The sequence below is a fragment of the Pseudomonas sp. FA117 genome, assembly GCF_057370475.1.
In genome coordinates this window covers 3,786,685-3,800,794 of record NZ_CM170675.1, presented here as the reverse complement: position 1 = coordinate 3,800,794, position 14,110 = coordinate 3,786,685, and the positions used below count along the sequence as shown (strand labels likewise).

General features: G+C 64.0%; 13 protein-coding genes. 4 read left to right on the top strand and 9 right to left on the bottom strand.

The features are described from left to right. Positions 1 to 25: 25 nt before the first annotated feature. Positions 26 to 4,555: a hypothetical protein gene (locus AC1TXO_RS17675; RefSeq protein WP_486402940.1), complete on the bottom strand. Its 4,530-nt coding sequence runs from the start codon at positions 4,553 to 4,555 to the stop codon at positions 26 to 28. Positions 4,556 to 4,887: 332 nt separating this feature from the next. Here AC1TXO_RS17675 and AC1TXO_RS17670 point away from each other — a divergent pair, with 332 nt between their 5' ends. After that, the gene (locus tag AC1TXO_RS17670; RefSeq protein ID WP_486402939.1) at positions 4,888 to 5,292 is read left to right on the top strand and encodes a TraR/DksA family transcriptional regulator; all 405 of its coding nucleotides are present in this window, start codon (positions 4,888 to 4,890) and stop codon (positions 5,290 to 5,292) included. Between the two features lie 186 nt (positions 5,293 to 5,478). After that, a complete protein-coding gene (locus tag AC1TXO_RS17665; RefSeq protein WP_486402938.1) occupies positions 5,479 to 5,673 on the top strand; it encodes a hypothetical protein in 195 nt (64 codons plus the stop codon). Here the strand turns inward: AC1TXO_RS17665 and AC1TXO_RS17660 are convergent. Next, the gene (locus AC1TXO_RS17660) at positions 5,613 to 5,867 is read right to left on the bottom strand and encodes a hypothetical protein (protein ID WP_486402937.1); all 255 of its coding nucleotides are present in this window, start codon (positions 5,865 to 5,867) and stop codon (positions 5,613 to 5,615) included. The genes AC1TXO_RS17665 and AC1TXO_RS17660 overlap by 61 nt on opposite strands. 315 nt (positions 5,868 to 6,182) lie before the next feature. On the opposite strand from AC1TXO_RS17660, the gene AC1TXO_RS17655 reads away from it, so the two are divergent. Further along, a complete protein-coding gene (locus AC1TXO_RS17655) occupies positions 6,183 to 6,653 on the top strand; it encodes a hypothetical protein (protein ID WP_486402936.1) in 471 nt (156 codons plus the stop codon). Beyond that, positions 6,650 to 6,862, top strand: coding sequence for a hypothetical protein (locus AC1TXO_RS17650; protein ID WP_486402935.1), 213 nt, complete (start codon positions 6,650 to 6,652; stop codon positions 6,860 to 6,862). Before AC1TXO_RS17655 ends, AC1TXO_RS17650 begins: the two co-directional genes overlap by 4 nt. A gap of 24 nt (positions 6,863 to 6,886) precedes the next feature. Here AC1TXO_RS17650 and AC1TXO_RS17645 read toward each other — a convergent pair whose 3' ends face one another. The 7 genes from AC1TXO_RS17645 to AC1TXO_RS17615 all read right to left on the bottom strand — a co-directional run bounded on the left by AC1TXO_RS17645 (position 6,887) and on the right by AC1TXO_RS17615 (position 14,039). Further along, a complete protein-coding gene (locus AC1TXO_RS17645) occupies positions 6,887 to 7,252 on the bottom strand; it encodes a Na+/H+ antiporter subunit G (RefSeq protein WP_486402934.1) in 366 nt (121 codons plus the stop codon). Continuing rightward, complete coding sequence (locus AC1TXO_RS17640; protein WP_486402933.1) at positions 7,249 to 7,527, bottom strand: K+/H+ antiporter subunit F; 279 nt, start codon at positions 7,525 to 7,527, stop codon at positions 7,249 to 7,251. Before AC1TXO_RS17640 ends, AC1TXO_RS17645 begins: the two co-directional genes overlap by 4 nt. Further along, on the bottom strand, positions 7,524 to 8,012 hold the full coding sequence (locus AC1TXO_RS17635; RefSeq protein ID WP_486402932.1) for a Na+/H+ antiporter subunit E: 489 nt from the start codon (positions 8,010 to 8,012) through the stop codon (positions 7,524 to 7,526). Before AC1TXO_RS17635 ends, AC1TXO_RS17640 begins: the two co-directional genes overlap by 4 nt. Next, on the bottom strand, positions 8,009 to 9,685 hold the full coding sequence (locus AC1TXO_RS17630) for a monovalent cation/H+ antiporter subunit D (RefSeq protein ID WP_486402931.1): 1,677 nt from the start codon (positions 9,683 to 9,685) through the stop codon (positions 8,009 to 8,011). The genes AC1TXO_RS17635 and AC1TXO_RS17630 overlap by 4 nt, the downstream gene beginning before the upstream one ends. Then, complete coding sequence (locus AC1TXO_RS17625) at positions 9,682 to 10,026, bottom strand: Na+/H+ antiporter subunit C (RefSeq protein WP_186666145.1); 345 nt, start codon at positions 10,024 to 10,026, stop codon at positions 9,682 to 9,684. The genes AC1TXO_RS17630 and AC1TXO_RS17625 overlap by 4 nt, the downstream gene beginning before the upstream one ends. Beyond that, complete coding sequence (locus AC1TXO_RS17620) at positions 10,026 to 12,938, bottom strand: monovalent cation/H+ antiporter subunit A (protein WP_486402930.1); 2,913 nt, start codon at positions 12,936 to 12,938, stop codon at positions 10,026 to 10,028. Before AC1TXO_RS17620 ends, AC1TXO_RS17625 begins: the two co-directional genes overlap by 1 nt. Before the next feature lie 150 nt (positions 12,939 to 13,088). After that, the gene (locus AC1TXO_RS17615) at positions 13,089 to 14,039 is read right to left on the bottom strand and encodes a DMT family transporter (protein WP_486402929.1); all 951 of its coding nucleotides are present in this window, start codon (positions 14,037 to 14,039) and stop codon (positions 13,089 to 13,091) included. Positions 14,040 to 14,110: the final 71 nt, after the last annotated feature.

Below are 14,110 nucleotides of genomic sequence, written 5' to 3'. Positions count from 1 at the left end.
CTGCCAGGCGGCGCCCCTGCCAGGGTCAGAGGTTGAAGAATGCCTCCTGCGCCTGGGCCCGGGTGATGGGCATGCGGTACACCTCGACCTGTTGGCCGGTGCTGTCGTTCATAAGTGACCGTCCGTTGGCGAAGCGCTGCGCTGCGGTTTTCAGGTGGCCGGCGATGAAGTCGGCTTTTTCGCTGTCGGCGGCGCGGTAATGGAAGTGGGCATACCACAACACTTCGCCGTCGTGACTGATCGCATACTCGTCGAGGTAATCGGCCGGCCGGCCTTTTTGCCTGGCCAGTAGTCTGCGCGAGCCTTCCTGGCGGATCGTCACCTGCTCGTGCTCGATCAGGAATTTCAGTTCGCCCATGCGTGGCTTCTGTGCGAGCGCGGCTCGGGTGCGAAGCGTCACCGCCTGTTCATCCAGGGTGGCGGAGAGATCCTCGAGTGCCTTGATGGTGATTGCCGCATCCTGGCCGCTGCTGCTTTCGTCGGTCTGGTTGTCGGCCGTCAGCCGTCGCTCCATGGCGCTGCGGTGCTCGTCAACATTGCGTCGCTGGTTCTGCAGGATTTCCTCGATTTCCACCGGCAGGTAGCTGCTCGCAGTCCTGGCCTGCAGGCTGGCCAGGGCCTGGCGTCCCTCGCGCAGCAAGTGTTCTGCGCGGCTGAGCAGGTCCCTGAGCTTGCGTGGCTTGCTGCTCGAGGGGCGAGCGGCGGCGTGCTCAACGCGTACCCATTGATCGTCCTGCAACTGGTAGGTGCGTGTAGGTGTGTCATCTTCGCCGGACGCTTGGATGTCGATCAGGTCGTCGTTGCCGGGACGTGGCTTGCCTAGCAGCAATCCCTCGTCGGGCGTTTCGATCAGTCCGGGGAGTTCGCGACGTAACTGGCGGACCGAGCTTCTGGCGGGATAGTCAGGGCACTCGGCCAGATCGTTTCGGATATGCGTGGTGAAGTCCAGCATGTCCTGTTGCATCAGGATCAGGACTGTATTGGTCCCGCTTGGTGTCAGGAGCGCCTGCAGGTTGTTCAACTGTCGCTGCGCTGTCCTGGTGTGCTCCTCGATGCTTTGCAGCAGGCGATAACGCACCTCTTCGCTGGCGTTTTCCAGGGCGTTGAAGCGCAGGTGCTGGGCTACAGCGAGCTCGATGTTCGACCAGTAATGGTCCAGCCAGTAGAGCGCCTCGTCATCCAGGTTGGACAGCAGCGACAGGCGACTGGTACAGGACTCCAGGCGGATCAGGCGCCAGAATGTCGGATCGGTGGGGGTCTTCCAGTGCTCGCGTACCTTCGTGAGCATCGTGGTGATTTCCGGTTGAGCGCGACTTGCCAGTTGCGTCAGGGACTCCAGGCCCTCCGAGCGGCTCGTGCTGTTGTCGATCATCTGCCCGAGCAGTGGCAGCAAGGTCTCGAAGTGTTCGCCGGCGATGCGTCGATCGGCCTCGCTCATCTGGTACCCGGTTTCCAGACGCCGCGCCATTTCGACCACCTCCTTGCGCACGGGGCGGTACAGGCGGGACAAGGTGACGCCAACCGACTGGTCGCAGCGCAGTCGCTGATTCAGGGCACTGGCGCGCAGCACCTTGTACCGGGTCAACGGTTCCTTGTCGTTACGTGTCTTCAGCCGTTCCAGATGCTGGGCGAGGAAGCGCGAAAAACCCTGGGCCTTGTCCAGGTAGTTGTACAGGATAGCTGGCGGAACTTCGCCTGCGGCGACGTTCGCCACCGACTCCAGGTAGCTGACCTGGACCTTTATGTGTTCGACATCCTGGCGCAGTTGCAGATCAAGATCGGTGATGGCCTGCGCGTTGCTCAGCTTCATCTGTTTCAGGCGGGCACTCAAGGGCATGCCGCCACGCAAGCGCAGCCTCAGGTCTGGATGCCAGCGGCCAACCTCGTCACGGAACAGCCAGGGGCCCGGGACGTTATCCTGCGGCCCGCTGATGATGCGTGGCGCGCCTTGCTCCTCATCCAGCGCGACCTTGTAGACGACCCCCTCCAACACCGCCCAGAAAGCACTGTCGTAAAGGTGCAGGCCAGCCATCGGGCCGCTGGGTATTGCCGGCCCGAGCACTTCTGCGAGCAGGCCAGCGCGCATCTCGGCCAGCGCCTGGCGTTGGGCTGCAGTGAGCTGCAGTGCTGCACTGGACCAGCTGAAATCCAGGGTTGTGGCCGGTTGACCGGCAATGAGGCGGGCGCGGGGACGCGGCGCCACGACGACATTACCGCGTGAAGGTGCGGGCGCAGGCAGTTTCATCGCCTGGCGGTTGATGGCGTGATGCAGTACTACGGATGCCAGGTCGAGCAGCAACTGGGCCAGCGCCTCGTTTCGTTGTGTGGTATCGCCTCTGGTCGCACCGTCCACCACCTGGGTGAGGGCGACTTCCATCCGTGCCAGCCAGGCAACCCTGGCCACGGCGCCTTCGGTGAAGGGCAGCACGCAGTCCAGCAGCAGCCAGCCAAGTTCGGCCCAACGCGCCCAGCGCGCCTGCGCAGTAGTTGTGGCGCGAGCCTGGAACTGTTCCAGGGTCTCTTGCACGCAGCCCTCGTAGATTGCCGCGGTGGGGTTGTCCAGTGCCTTTTCACGCGCCAGGGTGGCTGGCGCCGGGGTACCGAAGGGAATGCTGAACGGATCGTCGATGGGGTGGAACAGGTGGGGTTCCAGGAAACCACCGTGGTCGTAGGTCTTGCGGTCCTGAGGCGCGAGTCGTTGCAGGATGTCGTCCTGCAAGGGGCCTGGCGTGCTGATCGCGACCAGCAGGGCAAGGCGGTCGGTAAATGGCAGCAACGGTTCGCGGTGCAACGGGCGGTAGAGCAGGCAGGCGCTGGCGTCCGCCTTCGGCGACTCTATGAGCCAGGTGTTGAGCGGGTGGTCGGGGCGCGCATCGGCACTGGAGAGCAGGCCCAGGCGGCGTATCTCCCAGCTCGGGGTGCCGGGCAGTGGCTCGCTGGCGAACAGTTGGCCGATCCCGTCCACTTCGGCTCCGGGCAACTGCCCGCCGCGCATGCTCAGCTCCATGGCCATGGCGGGTAGTTGGGCCTGCAACTGCCTGCTCAGCAGGGCTTCGCGCGCCTTGCGCCGTTGTGGGTCATCCAGCAGTTGGGCGCGTAGCATCCGCGGATAGAGGGTAGCGATATCTACCTCGCTGACGAGCTCGCGCACATAGGCTTCATCCAGCCACTGGGGGACGGCCTGCTTGTCGATGTGTTCGATGGTGACCCGACCAGGCCTGAGCAGTCCCAGGTTGGAGATCGCCAGTTGGGCGAGAGTAAAGGATACGGGCTGGATCACGCCGTCCTGGATGAGCGCGCCCTGGCTGGGGATGGCAGCTGCGATCACCTGATGATTAACGACGCGGATCTTGCTCAGGTCGGGCACCGATCCGGGGTGGTCGTGGCCGATGCGTTGTGCGAGTCGGGTATAGGCGAAGGCTTCGGCATCTTCGATACCTTCGAGCCAGTGCTTCCCGGCGGACTCATGGGTGGCACTGGCGATGTTGCCCAGCAATACGCTGTAGTGCAACAGCGAGCGAGTGCTGGCGTCGCGCAGCCAGTCGGGCAACTGGTGCGCCAGTGACAGCTGGCGGTTTTGCTGCGAGACATCGCATTGCGCGCTCAGGTCGCCGATGCGGTCCAGTGCTCGGGCGAGTGTGTCGCTGTCATAGCGCTGGCGATAGCTGAAGCAGGCGCTTTCCATGGTCAGCAGTTGCTGGTGCAGGAGATTCAGGGCCTGGGCGTCGAACAGTTCGACGGCCGGACGCGCCAGTTGCAACAGCGGTGGGGTGCTGGCCTGCGAATCCGGCCAGTTGCTGCTCAGCGTATCCAGCAAGGCCTGTCGCGAGGCAAACGGCAGCAAGCGTCCCGACAGGGTGTAGAGCAGCGCGCCCTGGTCGCGTTCCATGAGCAAGGCACTGGCCAGGTCAGGCTCCAATTGCCACTGCATGACCAGATCCAGGCGCAGCAGATGGACACTGATCTGCGCCGGCCCCAGCCATTGCTCGGCGTCGGCGGGTTGTGAGTGGATCTGCACCACCGATGCCATCTCAGCATCCTTCGCGGTCAGGGTGCCGTCGTCCAACATGCGCTTGATCGACTGCTGCAACTGCTTGCGCAGGTAGTCGCCGTACCAGTGCCATGGGGACTGTCCCTGCATGTCGGATGCTCCCCAAAAAGCCACCAGCGCGCGTGCAAAAGCTTCGAACATCCACGGGCCGCAATCGTTGATCAGCAGCTCCACCTCATGCAGGTCAATGTCGACGGCGTACTGTGGATCGGCATCGGCACGATTGCTCAGGTGGTCTTCGTCCTCGGTGAGATTGATGGTGCGTTCATGGCAGTAGCGCTCCACCAGCACATGGTGCAGCGGACGGATGAAGACGTCTTGCGAGCCCTCCTTGCGGCTGATCAGGTAAAGGTCCTGAGTCGGATGCGTGGCGAGCTTGCGCGCATGCCATTGTTCATCCAGTACCTGTGCGGCAATATCGTAGAGAGTGGGCCGTGCATCGAAACGCTCGGCGACGGCGCAGTCGAAACGGCTGCTGCGGGGGATGCGGGCAGGAGCGGGCATGGTGGAGCCTCCGGTGAATGAGGCGTGCAGCTAAACCCGACTTGCTGTCGGTGCTGCCGTACTCCGGTAACACCCGCTGACAAATGCACGACCATTGCCGGGGTGGCGCTGGAAATGCGATGCTCGCTGCCAGGGCACGAATGCCGGTGGACGGATAATCGGCTGAATCGGTCGAATCGACCGTCATTTCTGTTGCCCCGTGCGGCCTGGCACCTTAGACTGCCGCCCCCTGTAAAAGAGTGCCGGCTGGCGCTTGAAGAATTCCGTCACTCGCGAGTCATCGCGGGTGGTACCTGAATCGCCCAAATGCACATTTTTTCATAGAGAAATCGATGACCAAGGAACAGTTGCTGGCCATGTCGGCCGATGACTACATGAACGCCGAACAGCTCGCTTTCTTCACCGCGCTGTTGCAAGCGATGAAAGTCGAGACCCATGAGCGCATCGAGCTGAGCCGCGCCACCATCGAAAGCCTGGACACCCCTTCGGATCCAGCCGACGTGGCTTCGGTCGAAGAAGAGCGCCACTGGCTGGTCAATGCCATCGAACGCGATCAGCGCCTGCTGCCGCAACTGGAGATGGCCCTGGGCCGGATCGGTGATGAAAGCTTCGGCTGGTGCGATGACAGCGGTGAGCCGATCGGTCTGCAGCGACTGCTGATCAGCCCGACCACGAAGTACTGCATCGAAGCCCAGGAGCGCCACGAACAGCTCGACCGCCACCAGCGTCAGATCTGATCGAACAGTCTTGTGACAAGGCCCTGCGGAGCGATCCGCGGGGCCTTTCGCGTTTTCGTGAGTGTCGCCACCTGGCATTTGTTGCGGGCCATGCAATACAGCTCTGCGAGAACGGGCTTTTTCCCCGTGCGGGCCGCTCGTATCCTGTACACATTGTTAGCTTGCTAATGAAGTGTGGAGGTGATCATGGGAGCCCGGATCGACGTAGCGGTGATGATAGGTTCTGGCGTGCCGGCGATGTTGCAAGCGCAAGGCCAACGGGTGTGCTGGGTGGTGTTGGTCGATGGCGAGCGCCGCGGCACGGCTTTTGCCAGTCGGGCTCAGGCTGTGGAATGCCAGGCAGCCTGGTTGCAGCAGTTGGCAAGGGGGCATGCAGCGTAGGTGTCGAGGCGTCGTGCCAGTGCGCAGGCTTCGAGGTGGTCGCGACGAAACCCTTTGACCTGGCCGGTGGCGCGTTCAGTGACGTGGAAGAATTCGACTCCGGCAGGAATAACCACGAAACGTGGTAGGACTTGATGCTTTCGAAAGTAAGAAATATTCGAGATCTCTCGACGGATTTCGGTGTTTTCGGGCATATTCTTTCCCCTGTAAATGCGCGGATGAGTGTCTGGCCGATTCTGCCTGGGGGCCTGCCTCTATCTTTTGCATCTTTTCTGGCAGCATTGTTGTCAGGCAGTACTGTTCCCCCTGTGGGATTTATGCCGAACGTTTCAATGGGGTTTTGGCTGGCGGGCAAGGGTAAAAAATCCTGCGCGTCTTATCGCCGTGCCCCGCAGACGTTTTGCGCATCGTGTCACTAACCTTTCAGACATCATGTTGAAATGGCCGCCGTGCCACGCCTTCACGACTTCGTGTGGCGGCGGGAAACAACCGGTTCGAGGATCACTTCATTGGCAGTCAGTACTCTGGATACCCATGCCCTGTTCGCTTTGGGCGATTTGCGGGCCAAGTTGGTCAAGCTCTTTCAGGGCCGTTTCATCTACGTCACCGAGCAGAACCCGGAAGGCCTGTACATGGCCGAGATCGATACCGACGGCGCGATGGTCGTCGACGACAAGCAGCGCCTGGAGCTGAAGGTCGGTGACCACTTCCGCGCCGCCGTACTGCCAAGCCGCGAAGGCGGCAAGCTGGAACTGCGCTTTCGCGACATCAAGTTCAACGTCTACGGTGTTGGCGACTATGCGTTTGTCTCGGTTCCGGAAGGCGACGGTATCGTGTTCCGGGACGGGCAAGGCGTGATGCTGGTGTTTGCCGCCGGGCAGCAGGTGTCCGAGGGGCTGGGCAAGTTGCTCAAGGCGGTGACCGGCAAGGTCGCCAAATGGCGCAAGGGTGAGCTGACCACCTTCAAGGCCAGCGAATGATCGATGGTGCTGAACGACCCGAGGGGCGCGCCCAGTATCATCAGCGCCACCAGGTTCGGGCAGTGGTCGAGGCCGAGCGGCTCATGGCCCAGCGTGAGCGACTGCAAGGCGCCTGGCTGGCCTGGGTTGCAGCCGAGCTCTACCAGTTGGGGGAGCCGGCCTTCGTCGCCATGGTCCGGCGCGAGCTGGAGCGGTTGAGCCGACCTTGAGGGCTGCCCGGCAGCGAGGATGCGTCAGTTGCCGTGCTCACCGCCACTGCTGACTTCTTCCGGGACTTTCTCGCCTGACATGCGCTTGCGGAACAATGCAGCGCGTGCGAGCAGCAGTGTGGTTACCGGCACGGTGATCGACAGCAGGATCGGGATCAGCCAGGCATGCAGCACTGGCCCTTGCTTGAGCTCGGAGAAGTACAGGATCGACGCCAGGCTCACGCACCAGGCACCGATGGTCGAGGCCAGTGCCGGTGGGTGCATGCGCTGGAAGTAGTCTTTCAGCCGCACCAACCCGATTGCCCCCAGCAGGGCAAACAGACTTCCGGTCAGCAGCAGCACGGCCGTGACCAGCTCCAGCCAGAACGGCAATTCGACGGTCTGGATCATTCGATCACCTCCCCGCGCAGCAGGAACTTGGCCAGCGCGAAGGAACCGACGAAGCCGAACAGGGCGATCAGCATCGCGCCCTCGAAGTAGGTGTCGCTGGCGTAGCGGATGCCGAGCACCAGCATCATCAGCATGGCCAGGATATACAGGTAGTCCAGCGCCAGGACCCGGTCCTGCGCGGAGGGGCCGCGAAACACCCTGATCAGCGCCAGGGCCATGGCGATGACGAAGATGAACAGGCTGGCGAGGATGGCATTGGCAAGCAGGCCAGTCATTCGAAGATCTCCATCAGCGGACGTTCATAGGTGTGCTTGAAATGTTCGATGAAGGTGGCTTCGTCGTCCAGGTCGAACACGTGCAGCAACAGTACGCTGCGATCCAGGGCAAGCTCCGACCAGACTGTGCCGGGCACCACCGTGGTGATCATCGACAGCGCCGCCAGGCCATGGGCATCCCTCAGCGACAGCGGAATGTGCACGAAGGCCGAACGCGGCGGGCGGCTGCCGGCCATCAGTACGCTCCGTGCCACCTGCAGGTTGGAGAGGATCACATCCATCCCCACGCGGCCGATCAGCCGGGCGATGACCAGAGGGCGGCGGACATGCGCATGCTGCGGGCGCAGCGGTGCCATCAGCAACGGCGCAAGCACCCCCAGCACGGCGCCGAGGAGCAGATTGCCGGGGCTTACCGAGAGGTTCAGTACCAGCCACAGGACGAACAGCGCCAGTGACAGCAGTGGGGCGGGGAACAGGCGGTTCATGGCTGCACCTGCGTCAGGGTGGTCGGGCCGGGGACCGGGCGGGTCGACATCACTGCCTGGATGTAGGCATCCGGCGCCTGCAGGCCGGCGGCGGTATCCTGGGTGTAGCGCAGCAGCGGTTCGGCTTGGATGCTGAGCAGAATGCACAGGCCCAGCAGCACCACGATCGGAACGCATTCATAGCGACGCAGCAGCGGTGAGGGCCGCTCTTCAGGCTTCCAGAAGCGCTGGATACCGACCCGGCCGAAGGCAATCAGTGACGCCATTCCCGACAGCAGCAGCAACGCCACCAAACACCAGGCGGCTGCAGACAGGGGTTGCTCGGGGGCTACGCCCAGGCCCAGCGGATTGAACAGGGCACTGATCAGGTTGAGCTTGGCGATGAAGCCCGAGAGCGGTGGCATGCCGATGATCAGCAGCGCGCAGGCGATGAAACTCAGGCCGAGAAACGCCATGGTCCAGGGAATGATCTGGCCGATCACCGCCTTCTGTTCATCGTCCAGGTTGATACCCTTGGGCGGGTGCAAGGACTCCAGCGGAGACGGGATCGCGTCCTCCTCGTCGTCCAGCGGCGCTTCGTTGGCCGAGCGCGAGCGTTCGATCAGTTCTGCCAGCAGGAACAGGGCGCACAGTGCCAGTGTGGAGCTGGCGAGGTAGAACAGTGCCGCGCCGGTCAGGGCGGCCTGGCCGAAGCCGACCGCCGCCAGCAGGGTGCCGGCCGAGACCAGGATGCTCAGCGCGGCCATGCGCTCCAGGCGCTGCGCGGCGAGGATCGATACTGCAGCGACCGCGAGAGTCGTCAGGCCTCCATAGACCAGCCATTCGCCACCGAAGTGCGCCGAGGCGCCCGCCTGCCCGGAGAACAGCAAGGTCCACAGGCGCAGCACGGCATACAGGCCGACCTTGGTCATGATCGCGAACAGCGCGGCGACCGGCGCACTGGCCGAGGAGTAGGCCGGTACCAGCCAGAAGTTCAGGGGCCAGACCCCGGCCTTGACCAGGAAGGCCATGGCCAGGATCGCTGCGCCGGCGTGCAGCAGGCCGCGATCGGCTTCGGCCACCAGCGGGATCTTCAGCGCAAGGTCGGCCATGTTCAGCGTGCCGGTCACGCCATAGAGCATGGCGGCTCCGACCAGGAACAGCGACGAGGCGAACAGGTTGACGGCGATGTAGTGCAGGCCGGCGCGTACCCGTGCGCGGCCTGAACCGTGCAGCAGCAAACCGTATGACGCTGCCAGCAGCACTTCGAAGAACACGAACAGGTTGAACAGGTCGGCAGTGAGGAAGGCGCCGTACAGCCCCATCAGCTGGATCTGGAACAGTGCATGGAAGCTGGCGCCGGCACCGTCCCAGCGAGCCCGGGCGAACAGCAGGGCACTGACGCCGATGATGCCGGTAAGGGTGAGCATCAGCGCAGAAAGATGATCGAGCACCAATACGATACCGAAAGGCGCCGGCCAGTTACCCGGCAGGTACACGCCGATCGATTCGGCCTGGCCCTGCCCGCGTACCCACAGCAGCAGGGTCGCTGCAATGCCCAGGCCGATCAGGCTCGACAGCAGGTTGAGGCGGCCCTTGAGTTGGCGGTGCTTCTCGCCGATCAGCAGCATGATCGCGGCCGTCACGAGCGGCAGCAGGATCGGGGCGACGATCAGTTGGTTCATCCCGCTCATTCCTCACGCTCCCGGCCGTCGACGTGGTCGGTGCCGGTCAGGCCGCGCGAGGCCAGCAGCACCACGAGGAACAGCGCGGTCATGGCGAAGCTGATGACGATGGCCGTCAGCACCAGCGCCTGGGGCAGCGGGTCGGTGTAGTTCAGCAGGTCCTGGGGCACGCCGTCCTTGATGATCGGTTCCTTGCCGATGAACAGGCTGCCCATGCTGAAGATGAACAGGTTGACGCCGTAGGATAGCAGGCACAGGCCCATGATCACCTGGTAGGTTCGTGGGCGCAGCACCAGCCATACGCCGGAGGCGGCCAGTACGCCGATCGCGACTGCGATGACTTCTTCCATCAGGCGGCTCCTGCTTGGCTGGATTTCGGATGGCCCGGGCGATAGGCACGCACCGACTGGTGCGCCAGGGCAGTGAGGATCAGCAGCGTGGAGCCGACCACCACGGTGTAGACGCCGATGTCGAAGAACAGGGCGCTGGCGACGTGGATATCACCGAGCAGCGGCAGGTGCAGGTGCGCGGTGTGGGTGGTGAGGAACGGGTAGCCCAGCAGCGTGGCACCGACCCCGGTCAGGGTGGCGCACAGCAGGCCCGTGCCCATCCAGCGCAGTGGTCGCAGGCTCATCTGCGCCTCCACCCACTGGGTGCCGGCCACCATGTACTGGAGGATGAATGCCACCGACATCACCAGCCCGGCGACAAAGCCGCCGCCCGGCTGGTTGTGGCCGCGCATGAACAGGTACATCGACACCAGCAGCGCGATGGGCAGCAGCAGGCGTACCAGCACCGCCGGCACCATCATGAAGCCCAGTGCGGTGTCGGCGACATGCCGCGGGTTGACCAGGTCGGTGACCACGTCCGGGGCCAGCTGGCGCTGTTGTGCCGGTAACTGCATGCTCTCTTTCGGTGGCCGGAAGCGGCGCAGCAGGGCGAAGACTGTCAGCGCCACGGCCACCAGCACGGTGATCTCGCCGAGGGTGTCGAAGCCGCGGAAGTCGACCAGCATCACGTTGACCACGTTGGTGCCGCCACCTTCGGGCAGCGCGCGGCTCAGGTAGAACGAAGATATGTCGTTGGGCGTGGGGCGGGTCAGCATGGCATACGACAACAGCGCCATGCCGCCGCCGACCAGCACCGCCAGCAGCAGGTCGCGCAGGCGCCGCACGCGGGCACGTTCCTGGCTGCCCGGCAGCGGAGAGACCCCTTCGATCCGTCGAGGCAGCCAGCGCAGCCCCAGCAGGATCAGTACCGTGGTGACCACCTCGACCACCAGTTGCGTGAGTGCGAGGTCCGGCGCGGAGAACCAGACGAAGGTGATGCAGGTCATCAGGCCGCAGACGCCGACCATGATCAGTGCCGCCAGACGGTGGTACTTGGCCTGCCAGGCGGCGCCGATGGCACAGGCGATCGCAATCAGCCACATGGCGACGAACACCCCGGAGCCCGGAATCTTCGGTCGATCTCCCCAGCTGATGCCGCTGTACAGCATGGGCGTGAGGCCGGCGAGGAAGGCGGCGACCACCAGCATGAACAGCTGGGTCTGCAGGCGTCGGCTGGTCAGCAGCCCCTCGATGCGACGGGCCAGCAGCATCAGGCGGACCAGCCCATGTTCGAACAGGCGCTTGCCGTTGAAACGCTCGATCAGCGGCGGGTAGGGGAAGCGGCCCAGGCGCAGTTGCTTGCGCAGCAGCAGGTAGAGGATTACGCCGCCGCACATGGCGATCAGGCTCATGATCAGCGGAGCGTTCCAGCCATGCCAGATGGCCAGGCTGTATTCGGGCAGCGTGCCGCCGACCACCGGCAACGCCGCGGCGGCCAACAGCGGGCCGACCGACTGGGCCGGGAAGATGCCCACCACCAGGCAGGTCAGGACCAGCAGTTCGACGGGGGCACGCATCCAGCGCGGCGGCTCGTGTGGGGTGTGCGGAAGGTCCTGGGCGGTGGGGCCGAAGAACACATCGACGGTGAAGCGCAGGGCGTAGGCGACGCTGAAGGTGCCGGCGAGCGTGGCGATCACCGGCAGTGCTGCCTCGACCCAGGCGGTCGAACTGATGAACACGGTCTCGGCGAAGAACATCTCCTTGGACAGGAAACCGTTCATCAGCGGCACTCCGGCCATCGATGCGCTGGCGACCATGGCCAGGGTGGCAGTGTAGGGGACCAGGCGTATCAGCCCGCTGAGGCGGCGGATGTCGCGGGTGCCGCTCTCGTGGTCGATGATGCCGGCGGCCATGAACAGCGAGGCCTTGAAGGTGGCGTGGTTGAGGATGTGGAACACCGCTGCGACCGCCGCCAGCGGGCTGTTCAGGCCTAGCAGCAGGGTGATCAGGCCCAGGTGGCTGATGGTCGAGTACGCCAGCAGGCCCTTGAGGTCGTTCTGGAACATCGCCGCAAAAGCGCCGAGCAACAGGGTGCAGGCACCGGCGCCACTGACGATCCAGAACCATTCCTCGGTGCCCGACAGCGTCGGCCATAGCCGTGCCAGCAGGAACACCCCGGCCTTGACCATGGTCGCCGAATGCAGGTATGCCGAAACCGGCGTGGGGGCGGCCATGGCGTGTGGCAGCCAGAACTGGAAGGGAAACTGCGCGCTCTTGCTCAGCGCGCCGATCAGGATCAGCGGCAGCAGCACCGGGTACAGCGCATGCTGGCGCACGGTCTCGCCGGCGGCGAGGACCTTGTCCAGGTCGTAGCTGCCGACCACATGGCCGAGCAGCAGGGCACCGACCAGCAGGCACAGCCCGCCGGCACCCGTGACCATCAGCGCCATGTAGGCGCCGCGGCGGGCATCGCTGCGGTGGTGCCAGTAGCCGATCAGCAGGAAGGAGAACAGGCTGGTCAGTTCCCAGAAGAACACCAGCTGGATCAGGTTGCCGGAGATGACCAGGCCGAGCATGGCGCCCATGAACGCCAGAAAGAAGGCAAAGAAGCGCGGGACAGGGTCCTGCGGCGACATGTAGTAGCGCGCGTACAGCGACACCAGTGTGCCGATGCCCAGCACCAGCAACGAGAACAGCCAGGCGAAGCCGTCCATGCGCAGCACGAGGTTGAGCCCGAGGCTGGGCAGCCAGAGGAATTCCTCGCGGATCACGCCGCCATGGGCGACCTGCGGGTACAGCAGCGCGACCTGGACGGTGCCGACCAGGGCCACGAGCCCTGCGAGAATGGACTCGGCGTTACGTGCATTGTGCGGCAGGACGGCTGCCAGGCAACTGCCGACGAAGGGCAGAAGCAATAGCACTATCAATGACATAGCGTTCTAATCTACGGAGGTTTGCCATGGATCATACGTGCCACGCCTGCGATCACCAACACGCAAGCTGTGGCAGAATCCTACAAAAGCGCTGTGACAAGCTGTTTTTTTATAACAGTTTTTTTCAGAGCATAGCCGCTCGTCGAGAGTTCAACGACCTGGCTCACCTTCGTGTGGGGCAACGTCCTGTGCTTCTGGCAACGGCTCCCGGCTGCGGCGGATCTTCAGTTCACTGACCACCACGGCTACCACGATCAGCAGGCCGCCGATCAGCGCCACGCCGGGCAGGCGCTCGCCGGCGATGCGCCCGACGATGCCGGCCCACACCGGCTCACCGGCGTAGATCAGCGTGGCGCGGGTCGGCGAGACCGACTTCTGTGCCCAGTTCATGGCCACCTGGATCACCGCACTCATGGCGCCCAGGCCGACAGCGCTGACCAGCAGCAGCCAGGAAAAGTCGGGGATCCGCTCCTGGGTCGGGACGATCATCAGGAACGACAGGGCCGAGGCGGTCGCCAGTTGCACGACGGTGACCCGGCGCACGTCGACCTTGCCGGCGTAGCGGCTGATGAGGATGATTTCAGCGGCGATGGCCACTGCGCTGACCAGGGTGACGATTTCGCCTTCGCTGAAATGCAGCGCACCGCCCTCGGGTCCGGCCAGCAGCATCAGGCCGACGAAGGCCAGGCAGATACCGATGCTTGGCATCAGCCCAGGGCGGCGCCCCAGCACGAGCCATTGCAGCAGCGGTACGAAGGGTACGTAGAGTGCGGTGATGAACGCCGACTGGCTGCTGCTGATGGTTTGCAGACCCATGGTCTGGAGGCCGTAGCCCAGCATGATCGAAACGCCTATCAGCACGCCGGCTTTCAGTTCGAGGAAGGTCAGGCCCGACAGCGCGCGTGCCGATACCAGGCCAACGAACAGCGCGGCCGCCGCGAAACGCAGGCCGACGAAGAACATCGGGCCGCTCACGCTCATGACGTTGTGCACGATCAGGAAGGTGCCACCCCACAGCATGGTGATGAACACCAGCACCAGTTCGGCTTTGCTCAGGCGAAAGGATACGGACGGCCGTGGGCTGCTGACGGGTTGGGTCATGGTATTGCGCACTCGGAAGGGGCGGCGCACAATCGCCGCAAAGTGGGCAGTATACTGCGCACCCCCTACCA

Bases quoted from the DNA above. Each gene is read 5' to 3' on its own strand.
- AC1TXO_RS17675 (WP_486402940.1), bottom strand. From the start codon at position 4,555: ATGCCCGCTCCTGCCCGCATCCCCCGCAGCAGCCGTTTCGACTGCGCC.
- AC1TXO_RS17670 (WP_486402939.1), top strand. From the start codon at position 4,888: ATGACCAAGGAACAGTTGCTGGCCATGTCGGCCGATGACTACATGAAC.
- AC1TXO_RS17665 (WP_486402938.1), top strand. From the start codon at position 5,479: ATGGGAGCCCGGATCGACGTAGCGGTGATGATAGGTTCTGGCGTGCCG.
- AC1TXO_RS17660 (WP_486402937.1), bottom strand. From the start codon at position 5,867: ATGCCCGAAAACACCGAAATCCGTCGAGAGATCTCGAATATTTCTTAC.
- AC1TXO_RS17650 (WP_486402935.1), top strand. From the start codon at position 6,650: ATGATCGATGGTGCTGAACGACCCGAGGGGCGCGCCCAGTATCATCAG.
- AC1TXO_RS17645 (WP_486402934.1), bottom strand. From the start codon at position 7,252: ATGATCCAGACCGTCGAATTGCCGTTCTGGCTGGAGCTGGTCACGGCC.
- AC1TXO_RS17640 (WP_486402933.1), bottom strand. From the start codon at position 7,527: ATGACTGGCCTGCTTGCCAATGCCATCCTCGCCAGCCTGTTCATCTTC.
- AC1TXO_RS17635 (WP_486402932.1), bottom strand. From the start codon at position 8,012: ATGAACCGCCTGTTCCCCGCCCCACTGCTGTCACTGGCGCTGTTCGTC.
- AC1TXO_RS17630 (WP_486402931.1), bottom strand. From the start codon at position 9,685: ATGAGCGGGATGAACCAACTGATCGTCGCCCCGATCCTGCTGCCGCTC.
- AC1TXO_RS17625 (WP_186666145.1), bottom strand. From the start codon at position 10,026: ATGGAAGAAGTCATCGCAGTCGCGATCGGCGTACTGGCCGCCTCCGGC.
- AC1TXO_RS17620 (WP_486402930.1), bottom strand. From the start codon at position 12,938: ATGTCATTGATAGTGCTATTGCTTCTGCCCTTCGTCGGCAGTTGCCTG.
- AC1TXO_RS17615 (WP_486402929.1), bottom strand. From the start codon at position 14,039: ATGACCCAACCCGTCAGCAGCCCACGGCCGTCCGTATCCTTTCGCCTG.